The sequence below is a fragment of the Solibacillus sp. CAU 1738 genome (assembly GCF_039888725.1).
Classification (GTDB): domain Bacteria; phylum Bacillota; class Bacilli; order Bacillales_A; family Planococcaceae; genus Metasolibacillus.
Genome location: NZ_JBDQQN010000004.1, coordinates 216,386 through 229,511, shown reverse-complemented (window position 1 = coordinate 229,511; position 13,126 = coordinate 216,386). Strand labels below are relative to the sequence as shown.

Below are 13,126 nucleotides of genomic sequence, written 5' to 3'. Positions count from 1 at the left end.
AAAAGCACTAAAACACCGGAGGAATCCGTTGTTTTAGTGCTTTTTTGAAGTGAGCTTGGGGATAGTTGTGATAATAGTTAAGCACTTTTAAAATAGGGACTTTTTTTGTCTGTTAGCACTCTATATTAAATAGGCACATCATGCTTATATTGTACTAAACCTGTCTCGTTCGCATAGAGCGCAACCTGTGTACGATCACCAAGGTCCAATTTCGTTAAGACTTGGCTGACATGCTTTTTCACCGTATTTTCTGTAATAAATAGGTTCTTGGCTATTTGTTTATTCGAAAATCCCAATCCAATTTTTTGTAATACCTCTCTTTCCTTAGAGGTGAGGAGGGCTACACGACTGTTATCCATACGTGGTTTCATATGTGATTGCACCAACAAGTCTATTATGTCCGGGTCATAATACTTCCTTCCCTTTTGAATCATTTGAAATGCATAAATGAGTTCTTCGGGATGTGAGTTAAGTGATATATAACCGTCCACATCCATTGCCTTTGCACGTTCGAAAGATATAGGATCTTTTGAATAGGTCAGGATGGCGAATTTGCAAGTGCAACCTATTTGTCTCGCTTCAGTAATCAAATCTAATCCACATTCTTTTCCTAAATGAAAATCAACAATAACCAAATCCGGTTTTTCTCTTTGAATCAAAAGAAGCGCTTCTTGTTTGTTGCTTGCCTCTCCGGATACTTCCATTGTATTTTGCAATGATAGAATCGAGATCAACCCTCTACGAATGATTACTTGATCATCCACCAATAAAATTTTCATCAATATATAGCCTCCTCACTCAAATTAAAAGGTACCTCTTATTAAAAGAAGTCCAAAAGAAATGAGGCCGGTTGCACCACTGACTCCATACATCCAAGGTGCCCAGATTGAGGATGTATCTCCTAGTCTCCTAGTGTGAAATTTTTCCTGTTATTAGTAATTATGATTCTTTAGTAATGATATGAACTGAATTTATAGAATTTGCTTAGGAAATAATAATTTTAAAATGCTTCTTTCAAAATGATTCCTCAAAACAAATTATAAATACAATATATTGAAAATAAGTTATAAAGTTCTATTAAACCAAATTATCACTATTTTATGTTTATTGCTTAATTATTATACTTGTTTATCTCTATATTTTTTGTCATTTTATAGTTGCTATTAAGCACTTTCTTTGCAAACTTATTGTATATTTGGTCGTTTTATATCATTTGTTAAAAAATAATAGAGTAAATTCTATTTTAGTACCCGCTAACGGATGGAATTAAATGTAAATATATACCAATAAACAATTATTTAGTTGGATTTTCGTAGTACTCCATTGTACCGATATCAGGACATGTGTTTGCAAAACATGAATTCGCTATACTACTCTAACAACAAACTGATACAGGAATAATATAACACTGCAGATTAATAGCACCTGTCTTAAGAATAAAACATACGGATGACGTAATATTTGCGCTAGATGCCAATAGACAAGGGAAGGTAGGTCAATATTATCATAATAATAAACCAGTGTGTTTCGAAATACGGCAATAAATCAAGATAGAATTTAGTGGTGGATGATTTATTAGTTAGCGACGAATTAAACTTTTTCTTAAAATAATTCAATGAAAAAATAATGGTGTAAGTCATTGATATATCAACATTTATAGCGGAGATACAACTAATTAGTGCTAAATTGAATCACACGAAAGTATACCATGAGATTCACTACAAAAGTAGAATGTCAAATTGCCAAAAATCACCCATAAGAGGGGAGAGTAATTTCTTCGTTCTGTCTATACTGAACATAGTTCCACTTTCATAGCAAGTTAAGTTCTAAAGGAGGAGAGAATTAGAATATTTATACAGCTATCCAACTATGAAATTGGTGCATAGAATTTAGACTGCCTTATCGAAGGTGAAAGAAAACTCATACCCAACATCTAATAAGAAAAACAATTTCTTACAAGACACAGGTAAGAGTAAAGTAAACGCAATTTAAAAAAACTAAAACTTATTGGAGGAAATTAAAATGAATCTTAAAAAGAAGTTAGCAATGGGTATCGCAACTGGAGCTTTAGCTGTTAGTATGATCGGCGGGGGGACTTATGCTTATTTCAATGATGTGGAAACAACAAATAACACATTTGCTGCGGGTACGTTGGATTTGGCAGTGAATCCGGAAACAATCATTGATGTGAGCAATTTGAAGCCTGGCGACTGGATGCCACGTACTTTCAAATTGGAAAACAACGGGACTTTGGATATTTCCAAAGTGTTGATTACTACAGATTATGAGCAAATAGGTGGAGATGGCGAGGATTTTGGTAAACATATCGTAGTCAATTTCCTTAGAAATGAAGATAAGAGCGGAGTATTGATTCCGAGCAACGTAATTGTAAGTAAAACTTTACATGAATTAAAAACAATGAGCCCGGACGCTGTGAAAAACTTATCACATAGTCTTTTCGCTGAAAAGAGTGGTCTGAAAGCGAAGACAAAAGATGATTTCGCAGTTCAATTCCAATTCGTTGATAATGGTGAAAATCAAAATGCATTGCAAAACGCGTCACTAAAACTAAAGTGGACATTTGAAGCAGAGCAGACAAAAGGCGAACAGAAATAACATATATCCAGGGAGGAGAGCCCTTCTCCTCCCTTATTTTATTTCACCAATCCCTCGTGGATTTTCCTTATATATTTCTCAACATATAACTTTAACTTGCTTAAGCATTAGTCCGCCACTTCTATAAGTGGGGGATAAATGCCAAGCATGGTCTTAATTCAGTGGAGGTTCAAACCCCGGCTGAATCAGTGGAACACAGGCTAAAAGCGTCGAGTTGTGCGGCGACGCCTGAGTAACCAACAACGTGTTGGCCTAAAATCCTTGGCGGATGTCACAGATTTTCAGAGAACTTTTTTGAGTATGACTGAAAAAATTTGGAAAAAGGAAAGCCAAGGCATAATTAATTTTTGTGTTTTGAGGAATATATTCAAAGGAATTTCCAACAATTGAAAATTAGAAAGGCGGTTATCGGATTGAAACCCAGACCTAGGCGTAGGTACAAGAAAAAGAAACACGATCTAATCCTCTATTTAAAAATTGCACTCATTTGTTACTTAACCATTTTTGGCGTAGGTTATATGTCGTCGGATACTTCCGCATATCTCAGCAGTCAAGTGGAATTTTCTGAAACCATTACTGCCGGTGAATGGGTAGTTCCGGGAATTCCTGTTAATGCATGTGGTGAGGAATATACAATTGACGAGGTATTGAGCAAGGAAACCGATATTAAAGATGAGGTCAATGCTGATAGTTCTATAGAAAAAATCGAAAAAGATGTAGTGGTAGGCGGTGAAATTGAGTTTGACTGTGGCGATCAAAGTGCTCCAAGCGCCGGGGCCTGCAGTGATGAGGAATATACAAATGACGAGGTAGTGAGCGAGGAAACCGATATTAAAGATGAGGTCAATGCTGATAGTTCTATAGAAGAAATCGAAAAAGATGTAGTGGTAGGCGGTGAAATTGAGATTGACTGTAGCGGTCAAAGTGATTCAAGCGCAGGGTCCTGTAATGATAATGAAGAAAGTCTTGCAGGAGAAAACCAAGAAGATGCTGGTTTGAGTGAGGGAGTCAATGCCGACTGCATCGACACAGGTGATGAATCTAATGAAGAAAATGACAAAGCCGCAGAAGACGTAGAAATACCAGGGATTGAACAGGAAATTCAAAATCAAAATGAATTAGAAAACGGGGACATTGACTCGGAGACAGAAGACGATAATAAAACAGATACAGATGATAATGAAGTGCATGGGGAGCAGAATCCTACCGATGAAAGTCAAAAACAACCTGATAGTAAAGATGAGACTGTAACCGAATCGGAGGGAATAAACCCAACAGATCAGGACTCCCAAACAGCAGAAACTTTAGAAATTAGTATCGACTAAAAGAAACAAGATGAAATGAACGAGGCTGAGAAACAATAAAAAATATAAAACATGTAAAGGATGATACGAATGAGGTATATAAAGAAATCGAAAAAAAGCAAAATAAAGAAGTGGGTAAATAACATTGTCTCTGGCATATTGATGTTTCTACTAATCAGCGTAGCTTCCGTAGTAGTTATTTCAAAAGCATCCGGCGGAGAGCCGCAATTTTTCGGTTACCAGTTAAAAACAGTTCTTTCGGGGTCCATGGAACCAGGGATTCAAACAGGCTCCATTATAGCTGTCAAGACTGCAGAAGATAAAACAAGCTTTAAAAAGGGTGATGTCATCACTTTCCAGGAAGCTGAAGGTATTTTAATTACTCACCGTATTACAGAGGTGGTCAAAAGTGGGGACTCTGTACTTTATCGGACAAAAGGTGATAACAACAATGCAGAGGATATGAATCCAGTTCTGTCTGACAATGTGGTGGCAAGTTACACAGGCTTTACAATGCCTTACGTAGGGTATTTCAATAATTTTGCCCAGTCGAAAAATGGTGCGTTTTTATTGTTAATACCGGGAATACTACTACTTCTATACTCAGCGTTTACAATTTGGAAAGTACTATCTGTAGTCGAATTACCTCAAAGAAAACAAGCAGAAATAGTAGAAGAAGATGGCGGAAAAAGTCATTCCTGAATCAATTGTAAGGATATGGAGGTATTACATGAACAAACTGTTTCGATTTATACCGCTACTTTTGTTGATTAGCGGAATAAGTTTCATTCCCGTAACGAATGTATTGGCAGATGGTGAAAATGACATGGACAAAAATGAAATAAATATTAGCATCTCACCAAAAGATACTTTATTTGATATTAGCAATATGAAACCTGGTGACTGGGCGCCTCGGACTATTACAGTCAAAAACTCCGGAAGTAAGGATTTCGACTACCAAATGCAGTTGCGAAACAATGGCGAAGAAAAGCTGTTCAACGAGCTCATTCTGGAAATAAAAGATGGCCAAAAGGAATTGTATCAAGGCAAATTGGCTACCTTTAAATCTCTGCCAACAAGAAATCTCACAACCGGCAGCGAGGAGAATCTGGACATCACGATTCGTTTTCCAGAGCACCTTGGCAATGAGTTTCAAGGACTATTAACGGCATTTGTTTTCACTTTTACAGCAGAAGGAAAAGATAACATTGCGGTTCAAGCCATGGCACAAGGTCAAATTGATAGCGGCAGCTCAACGTCAATAGGGAAAATCCTCCCAGACACGGCGACGAATATTTTTAATCTGATGTTACTTGGTACTGTGCTTGTCGCAGGTGGCATTGTTATGATGATTATCACATATTATAGGCGGATGAAGCTAGCTCAATAGACCTTAAAATGACGCAAATAAACTTTTGAAAAGCTTCCTTGGCATAGTGTATCGTGCCTTGGTAGCTTTTCCGTTTTATGTGCATGTTACCGTAAATATAAGTTAGATCAACAGAGCCAATATTGGAATTTACCGTACGATATATTGTTTGTAGGAGATGATAGGTTTTGTTAAAAAAATTGGCTTTAATTTTGCTAACGGTTGGAATGTTTTTCATAGCATACGCCGGTATGGAGCTAAAGTCCGTCAACAGTCAGAAAAAAGTCGCACTGGCTCAGGCAAAAGAAGATTTGGAAAGACAAATAATAGAGACATCTCAACCTGAAGTTGCCAATCCTGAACTGTCTTTTCAAAACGGTTAAACAATTGGCATCCTAGAAATCCCCCTTATCGCAAAAGAGTAAGTATATGAACAATGCAATATCCCAACTTTATAAATCAGAGAAATGTTCAACAGATGTTTTTATGTCAAGGTTTGTGTTAAGGTGCACCGTCTCGTACAGACCGCGTTGCGAAGTACAACCAACTTCTACGTATTGAAGATCAACTTGGCGTAACTTCTCAGTACTTAGGTTTAAAAACATTCTACAACTTAAAATAAAACGTAAAAAAAGGATTTCAGGGCTACCCCTGAAATCCTTTTTTTACCCAATTTATTACTAGTACGTGTATTCAATAGTCGATACATGGGCTTCAACTATTTCTGACGTATGCAAAGACCCGTCTAGCGTTAATGAATAAAATCGGTTGTTATATGCAAATTGTGTGAAATATTCAGTAGGACTTCCATTCATATCAGATTCGTATGATTCAATCGTTAATGGTTGGCCAATAATGTCCTCAACTTCCTGAAGTGTGACGCCATTTACGAAAATAGTAGCAAACGCAATTTGAGGTGCATTGTCATTTAAACAGAAAAAATAATCTTTATATAATGAGCAAAGACTGCCTTCTACATAATCTTCTTGCTCTGGTGTACCAGCTTTTTGTTGTGCCTCGTAATATGTATGTTCAAACGTAATTTTCGTGTCGTTTAAACTTTTACCAAATAAATGAGCGAGGTCATCACTAACAATTGGCTCACCATCTGCAAATGCTTGTCGATAGTAGTCTTCAACTATAAAGCCGTTGTCGATCTTCACTGTTCTTGTATAGTTTCCGTCATTCACAATAAAACCATCTGCGGTTAACGAAAACAGATCATCATTTTTTATGTTTAAAGTATAGCCCTTAACGATACGATCACTTGCTGCGTTAGTTACGAAAAAGGTGATTGTTTCATTTACCTCTAATGCCTCAGCTGTTTTGTGCGAGATTACTAATAAATCTTTTTCATTATTGAAAGCGAGTGTACCATAGCTTGTGAGCTCGGAAAATGTCTCGCTAGTATAAGTTTGTTCATACCATTTTTGCCACTGTCCATCATTAAACTGTGCAATTGTTAACGTAACGTTTTGTGCATCTTGCTCGGTAGCAACGATGTATTCTGGCTCGTCATCTCCTTGGAAATCAACCATTTCTTCAAAAACGATTTGTTGATTTTGGATTGTTTGCTCGAACCAATTACTATTTTGCGCAAATGTTAGCCATTCATCTTCTGATTGTGGCAACAATTTATCCTCCTGCGCTTCTTTTTCGGAGTTTACTACATTTTCGTCCGTACATGCGGCTAGTAAAAGCGCGCTAAATACGAACAGCCATTTCCTCATAAGATGACCACCCTTCATGATGTATTTCTGCATTATACCACTAAAAAATGAAAATTATATGGAATTATTAAACTTTTTAAATGGTAATTAGTAGTGTTTTTGCATATTGAAAAATTCTTGTAATATAGTAATTTTTTCTAGCCAGTAATCACCGATACATCTCGTGTAATGTTGTTAGCAAGTTGTTTTTCCAAAGCTTACCTCTCGCTTTCCGCGGACGAAGGATTTAGCCTCCTCGGAGCAATACGTTGATGGTTTCGAAGCGGTTGGGTTAATTCTAATGACCATATTTTGAATTCTATTGACCAAATTTTCGTTTCTATTGACCTTATTTCGGATTCTATTGACCAAATTTTTGATTCTATTGACCATATTCCAAAAATCCCATTCCCAGCTAAGAAAAATGCATTCGTGTCCCTTTAGCTACGCTTTCCGAAAGGGTCCTAGCGTAGAGATTTCGAAGTGACCGAGCAGTATGGCGAATGCCTAAACATCTAGGCATCTCTAAAAAATTATAGTTTCTTATTTATAAAAAAAGATGACGTCGGTAACTTAACGACGTCATCTCATAGTAGCATAAGAATTATGAATAAGGATTTTATTCCATTATGTTACAACTTATTTTTTCATTCGTTCTGCTCTTGCACTCCAATATGTAGCGAGCAGTGGACCTGAAATATTGTGCCAGAAACTGAAAATAGCACTTGGTACAGCCGAGATTGGATCGAAGTGAGCAGTTGCAAGCGATGCCCCTAAACCAGAGTTTTGCATACCAACTTCAATTGAAACTGCTTTTTGATCTGTATAATCGAGCTTGAATAGTTTAGCGATTAAGAAACCAAGTAATAAACCAAGCCCATTATGTAAAATAACGATGGCGAAAATTAAAAGACCTGTTTCTAGTATTCTATCACGACTACCACTTACAACAGCCGCAACGATTAATACGATGGCTACTACTGATACTACAGGTAAAACCGGTACCGCTTTATTTACGATCGGTTTGAATAATAGTTGTGCGACAACACCTAAAACGATTGGGATTAACACAACTTTTACAACTGATGTAAACATAGCACCAAATGATACTGGAAGCCATTCACTCGCTAATAAGTAAATAAGAGCAGGTGTGGCAATTGGTGCAAGTAACGTTGTAATGGAAGTAATCGTTACAGATAAGGCTGTATTACCTTTTGCTAAAAACGTCATAACGTTAGATGCTGTACCACCAGGGCAGCAACCTACTAATATAACACCTACTGCAATTTCAGGTGGTAGGGCAAAAGCTTTTGCTAATGCGAACGCAAGTAATGGCATGACAACAAATTGCGATATTACGCCGATTAATACACCTTTTGGATGCTGTAGTATCAATTTAAAATCATTTAGTGATAGAGTCATCCCCATCCCAAACATAACAATCCCGAGAAGGGTAGTGATGTAAGCTCCTAGCCATGTGAAGTTTTCGGGAATCCATATTGCTAAGCCGGCTGCAACTAATACCCAGATGGCAAAAGTATTGCCGGCAAATTTACCGATTTTCTCTAAAGAATTCATATGTACACCGCCTTTATAGTTGTCTCACTATTTTAAATATTAAATCTCTTAATAGCAAGTCTATTCTGAAAACTTAGAGATTAATATGATAATTAACTTATATATAGTGTAAACAAAGAAAAAAGAACATGTGCCTAGTTCTAAAGGTAGGTTCTTAAAGACTTATTACCTCATTTCAAAGGCATCTGAAAATTGATTTTCACATTCTTATAATTATTTGCCTTTATGATTTAGCGCTCTGGTGCTCCCTTTCCGCGGGCATGGCTTGAGCCTCCTCACTTCGTTGCGGGGTCTCAAAGCTCATGTGACTGCCGCTGCGCTTTCGTCACAGGAAGTGATTTGCTTTTCCCGCAGGAGTGTCGCACCGCCGCGCTAATCATTTGAATCAACGGTATACATGAAACTATATCTTTTTCCTACCCAATTATAAGTATTAAATATTTTAAAAGTATGCAAAGTTTATTTTTGCTGTGATTACTGAAGTGAGAAAGTTACAGCTTATATAAGACGAGTAGCGTAATAGGACAGTCATTTCATTATGAAAAAATACATAAAATCGATAAAACGCATCAAGAGGGTGAATTCTAGATGCGTTTTCTTTGAATGAAATTTTAGGTTTTATTTAGTCATCGTCACGATCAGATTCGAATTTTAGGATTTTACCTGTTGTTGCGTGAATTTCAAATTCATATTCTGTATTGCCATTTTCAATTTCAATTTCATAAATTAAAATGTCATCGTCTTCATCAAGTTCTACTTTTGTGACAGTACCTTTTGCTTTGTTTTGAGCGATTGCGATTGCTTCTTTTTCTGTTAAGATTTTAGCTGTTTGTTCTTTTGATGTTGTGTTGTTTGTTGTATTACCTTGAGCATTAGAGTTTTTGTTATAAACTTCACGCTTTGTAACTGTTACTTTACCAGTTGTCGCATCAATGTATAGCTCGATTTTTTCGTTGCCGTTTTTAATATCAATTTCGTAATGAGGCATGTTATCATCGCTGTCATATTCAAAATCGATAATGTTGCCACCAAATTGGTTTAAAGCAATTTTTTTCGCTTGTTGAGCTGTAATTGTTGGTGCTTTCTCAGATGATATAGTTTTACGCTCTTTCACTGTCACTTTACCAGTAGTCGCATCGATGTATAGTTCGATTTTTTCGTTGCCGTTTTTAATATCAATTTCGTAATGAGGCACGTTATCATCGCGGTCATATTCAAAATCGATAATGTTGCCACCAAATTCTTTTAATGCAATCTCTTTTGCTTGTTGAGCTGTAATTGCTGGTGCTTTCTCAGAAGATATAGCTTCACGCTCTTGTACTGTTACTTTTCCAGTAGTCGCATCGATGTATAACTCGATTTTTTCGTTGCCGTTTTTAATATCAATTTCGTAATGAGGCACGTTATCATCGCGGTCATATTCAAAATCGATAATGTTGCCACCAAATTCTTTTAATGCAATCTCTTTTGCTTGTTGAGCTGTAATTGAAGGTGCTTTCTCTGCTGATGTAGTGACGTCACTCTGTGCAAAAATATAACCACCGATCATACCTACTAACACTGTTGGGATAATAATCATTTTTTTCATTGTGCTCACTCCTTTTCGTTTGTAATTTCATTATAAAAAAGGAAAATGAGATGACTCTGAGAGAAACATTAGAATTTGATGAGAAAATTAATCATCAAATTCCACCGATAAAATTTTACCTGTAATCGCATGAATAATGAAAGTGGTTTCTCCATCGTCGTGCTCAATATCGATTTCATAGTAGCCGCCATCATCGGTTTCTTCATAATCAACGTTATCCAGCTCACCTGGTTGTTGCTTAAGGGCAATTTGGATCGCTTTCTGTTCAGAAATAATAGCAGAAGCAGGCTTTTTGGGAGTTTCGGTCGTCGCTGTAGACGACGGGTTTTTTGCTGGTTGTTGAGTGTTTGGCTTTGTCGGGTTATCTTTGCTCGGTGCAGTTTCGCTCGTTGTATTGTTAGGTTGTTTACTTTCCTCATTTTGTTCGGTAGTAGGCTGTTTACTTTCTTCATTTTGTGGAGTAGCAGGCTTTTCTTCACTACCGACTGCCACTTCCTCTTTATCGGTCGGCTGTTGGGCGATAGTCGGCGTTTCGTGCACTAATACTAAATTAGACGCGCGACCTGTTTCTCGGTCAATCGCAACTTCATAGAGTCCTTTACTCGTTGTAAAGGAGACAATTGCCGCTTGCTCTTTCGTCACAATGGATTGAACAGAGGCGGAATATAAATTTTCGACGCGTGTTCGAATTTCATCTTCATTCATTGGTTGCTGTTTTGTTAGCCCGGTAATTTCGCTAAATAAAAAGTAACTAATGATAGAAGAGGCAACAAGTAAAGTGATTATTAATTTTTTATTCATTTGAAGCCTCCTTTAATGTGAGCGTTATAGTTGTTCCGACGTTGACAGTGCTAGCAATGGATACGTCAGCTCCGAGCAAGTCGGAAAGCTGCCGTGCGATCGATAGCCCAAGACCAGTTCCACCTGTTTTACGGTTCCGGTCTTTATCTACCCGGTAAAAACGTTCAAATAAATGGGGCAAATCTTGCTCTGGTATACCGACACCGAAATCTGTAATTAAGATTTTGATGAAACCGTTGTTGGCCAGTACTTTCACTTCGATTGGCTCATCACTATACTTGCGCGCATTATCTAAAAAAATATAAAGCAACTGTTTTAGTTTCGCTTCGTCCGTCTGCAACGTAATATTTTCTCCTATAATTTTCACTTCACGGCTATACGCTTGCTGCATACTCGTCGCTATTTCTTGCAATAGAGGTATCATAGCGACTGGTTTTTTATTTATTTTATTATTTTCACTTACACTTGCAAGCTGCAGCATTTGGGCAATCATGTTTTTCATATTTGCCGTTTCTTTCGTAATGGCAGCGAGTGCTTCATAAACGACTTGTTCATTTTGCAAGCCTCGTCTTTCTAAAAGCTTCGCATAGCTTTCAATAACAGTGAGTGGTGTTTTTAACTCATGTGATGCGTTGCCAACAAATTGCTGCTGTTTCGTATAGTTTTCTTCAAGCTTTGTCATCAGTGCATTATAAGCAGAAGTCATTACCGCAATTTCATCTTTAGATGTCGGCTGCGGGAGCTGTTCATAACGATTAGTAGCTATATTATGATGCATCGTGTTCGTTAATTGCTGAATAGGTGTTACGAGTATACGGGCAAGTACAGTGCTTGCTAAATAAATCGGCAAAATCGCAATGATTGTCATAACAATTAAAATCCATTTTAATATTTCCATATTTTGAGCAATATCCGGTAGTGGTTGAACAAGTTGTAATGTCACAATTTCATCTGTTGGCCAAATGAGTGGGTAAGCCGTAGCAATCATCGGTATATTTTGCCATGATGAAATTGTGTAAGGCTCATCTTCATCTAATACAAACGGAATTTTTTCAACTGAGGATGTCGCTTGTATGTTCAATAAATATTGCTCGTCTTTTACTACGCGTAGCAGTCCGCTTGGCGGAATATAAGCGCGCAGTAATGGCTCAATTCCTTCAACCGAATCGAGCTGACTTACTGCACCAATCAATTCGTCAGCTCGTTTTTGCAGCTGGTCATACTCTGTTTCAAATGCTAAATGTTTATATAAAAAATAAATGCCTGTAAAACTTGCAACTAAAATAATCGTTGTAAGAAGCGTTGAAAAGACATTGATTTTCGATTTAAGCTTCATTGATAACTTCCTTCAGTACATAGCCAACGCCGCGTACAGTATGTAAAAGTGGGGCACCGAGTGCATCAATTTTTTGTCGCAAATAGCGCACATAAACATCCACGACATTCGTATCACCGTAATAATCATAGCCCCATACAGCATTTAATATTTGTTCACGAGATTGTACATGCTGAGGGTGCTTAATAAAATGCAAAAGTAAATCATATTCACGTGGCGTAAGCGAAATCGTATGTCCGTCTCGTAATACTTCACGCGTTTGTTCGTTCAGTGAGACGTCTGCAAAACGCAACTCATCTACTTGTGTAGGTACTTGTACAGAGAAACGCAGTGCGACACGAATGCGGGCAAGTAATTCCTCGAAATCAAACGGTTTTGTAACGTAGTCATTGGCACCGAGATCCAGTCCCGCTACTTTATCCTTGACATCATCTTTTGCTGTTAATAAAATAACCGGTGTCATATCCGTTTTGCGAATCCGCTTTAATACTTCTAAACCGTTCATTTCAGGAAGCATAATATCTAAAAGCACTAAATCCCACTGTGACTCACGGTATAAAATAAGTCCGTCTGCGCCTGTATGTGCTGTTTTCGTTTCATAACCTTCAAAATCAAGTTCTAGCTGTAAAACACGCGCTATTTGTGGCTCATCTTCAATAATTAAAATTCGTTGCAAAATTTTTCCTCCTCCAGCATTGCAAGTAATTTCAGGTAAACTTGCGAACCTTGTTTCCTATTATGGTAGAATAACTACTCCCTTATATGCAACTATTGGAATTTCGCTATGCAAACTACAGGATATTTGTTAACGTTGTAAAAGTGGTT

At 37.3% G+C, this 13,126-nt stretch carries 12 protein-coding genes, 1 pseudogene and 1 riboswitch; of the genes and pseudogenes, 6 read left to right on the top strand and 7 right to left on the bottom strand.

Going from position 1 to position 13,126, the window contains the following annotated elements; all coding sequences use genetic code 11:
* Positions 1-125: 125 nt before the first annotated feature.
* A complete protein-coding gene (locus AAFN87_RS13740; protein WP_347791770.1) occupies positions 126-779 on the bottom strand; it encodes a LuxR C-terminal-related transcriptional regulator in 654 nt (217 codons plus the stop codon).
* Between the two features lie 56 nt (positions 780-835).
* Positions 836-919: riboswitch (cyclic di-GMP riboswitch) on the bottom strand.
* 1,103 nt (positions 920-2,022) lie between these two features.
* Here AAFN87_RS13740 and AAFN87_RS13735 point away from each other — a divergent pair.
* The 6 genes and pseudogenes from AAFN87_RS13735 to AAFN87_RS13710 form a co-directional block, all read left to right on the top strand.
* The gene (locus AAFN87_RS13735; RefSeq protein WP_347791649.1) at positions 2,023-2,616 is read left to right on the top strand and encodes a TasA family protein; all 594 of its coding nucleotides are present in this window, start codon (positions 2,023-2,025) and stop codon (positions 2,614-2,616) included.
* A 386-nt stretch (positions 2,617-3,002) separates the two neighbouring features.
* A complete protein-coding gene (locus tag AAFN87_RS13730) occupies positions 3,003-3,941 on the top strand; it encodes a hypothetical protein (RefSeq protein ID WP_347791648.1) in 939 nt (312 codons plus the stop codon).
* A 69-nt stretch (positions 3,942-4,010) separates the two neighbouring features.
* Positions 4,011-4,622: a signal peptidase I SipW gene (sipW, locus tag AAFN87_RS13725; protein ID WP_347791647.1), complete on the top strand. Its 612-nt coding sequence runs from the start codon at positions 4,011-4,013 to the stop codon at positions 4,620-4,622.
* A 28-nt stretch (positions 4,623-4,650) separates the two neighbouring features.
* The gene (locus AAFN87_RS13720) at positions 4,651-5,310 is read left to right on the top strand and encodes a hypothetical protein (RefSeq protein WP_347791646.1); all 660 of its coding nucleotides are present in this window, start codon (positions 4,651-4,653) and stop codon (positions 5,308-5,310) included.
* A gap of 167 nt (positions 5,311-5,477) precedes the next feature.
* Positions 5,478-5,672, top strand: coding sequence for a hypothetical protein (locus tag AAFN87_RS13715; RefSeq protein WP_347791645.1), 195 nt, complete (start codon positions 5,478-5,480; stop codon positions 5,670-5,672).
* A 122-nt stretch (positions 5,673-5,794) separates the two neighbouring features.
* A pseudogene (locus AAFN87_RS13710) lies at positions 5,795-5,911 on the top strand (hypothetical protein); the annotation flags it as partial.
* Positions 5,912-5,969: 58 nt separating this feature from the next.
* Here the strand turns inward: AAFN87_RS13710 and AAFN87_RS13705 are convergent.
* From AAFN87_RS13705 to AAFN87_RS13680, 6 genes are all read right to left on the bottom strand, one after another.
* Entirely contained in the window at positions 5,970-7,019 is a 1,050-nt protein-coding gene (locus AAFN87_RS13705; RefSeq protein ID WP_347791644.1) for a hypothetical protein, read from the bottom strand.
* Positions 7,020-7,637: 618 nt separating this feature from the next.
* Positions 7,638-8,576, bottom strand: a complete 939-nt coding sequence (locus AAFN87_RS13700; RefSeq protein ID WP_347791643.1) for a bile acid:sodium symporter family protein — start codon at positions 8,574-8,576, stop codon at positions 7,638-7,640.
* 622 nt (positions 8,577-9,198) lie between these two features.
* Positions 9,199-10,164 (bottom strand): PepSY domain-containing protein, encoded by a 966-nt coding sequence (locus AAFN87_RS13695; protein ID WP_347791642.1) that lies wholly within the window; start codon positions 10,162-10,164, stop codon positions 9,199-9,201.
* Positions 10,165-10,251: 87 nt separating this feature from the next.
* Complete coding sequence (locus tag AAFN87_RS13690; protein WP_347791641.1) at positions 10,252-10,965, bottom strand: PepSY domain-containing protein; 714 nt, start codon at positions 10,963-10,965, stop codon at positions 10,252-10,254.
* Entirely contained in the window at positions 10,958-12,301 is a 1,344-nt protein-coding gene (locus AAFN87_RS13685; protein WP_347791640.1) for a sensor histidine kinase, read from the bottom strand. The genes AAFN87_RS13690 and AAFN87_RS13685 overlap by 8 nt, the downstream gene beginning before the upstream one ends.
* Positions 12,291-12,980: a response regulator transcription factor gene (locus tag AAFN87_RS13680; protein ID WP_347791769.1), complete on the bottom strand. Its 690-nt coding sequence runs from the start codon at positions 12,978-12,980 to the stop codon at positions 12,291-12,293. Before AAFN87_RS13680 ends, AAFN87_RS13685 begins: the two co-directional genes overlap by 11 nt.
* Between the last annotated feature and the right edge of the window lie 146 nt (positions 12,981-13,126).

Bases quoted from the DNA above. Each gene is read 5' to 3' on its own strand.
- AAFN87_RS13695 (WP_347791642.1), bottom strand. From the start codon at position 10,164: ATGAAAAAAATGATTATTATCCCAACAGTGTTAGTAGGTATGATCGGT.
- AAFN87_RS13690 (WP_347791641.1), bottom strand. From the start codon at position 10,965: ATGAATAAAAAATTAATAATCACTTTACTTGTTGCCTCTTCTATCATT.
- AAFN87_RS13705 (WP_347791644.1), bottom strand. From the start codon at position 7,019: ATGAGGAAATGGCTGTTCGTATTTAGCGCGCTTTTACTAGCCGCATGT.
- AAFN87_RS13740 (WP_347791770.1), bottom strand. From the start codon at position 779: ATGAAAATTTTATTGGTGGATGATCAAGTAATCATTCGTAGAGGGTTG.
- AAFN87_RS13735 (WP_347791649.1), top strand. From the start codon at position 2,023: ATGAATCTTAAAAAGAAGTTAGCAATGGGTATCGCAACTGGAGCTTTA.
- AAFN87_RS13700 (WP_347791643.1), bottom strand. From the start codon at position 8,576: ATGAATTCTTTAGAGAAAATCGGTAAATTTGCCGGCAATACTTTTGCC.
- AAFN87_RS13720 (WP_347791646.1), top strand. From the start codon at position 4,651: ATGAACAAACTGTTTCGATTTATACCGCTACTTTTGTTGATTAGCGGA.
- sipW (WP_347791647.1), top strand. From the start codon at position 4,011: ATGAGGTATATAAAGAAATCGAAAAAAAGCAAAATAAAGAAGTGGGTA.
- AAFN87_RS13685 (WP_347791640.1), bottom strand. From the start codon at position 12,301: ATGAAGCTTAAATCGAAAATCAATGTCTTTTCAACGCTTCTTACAACG.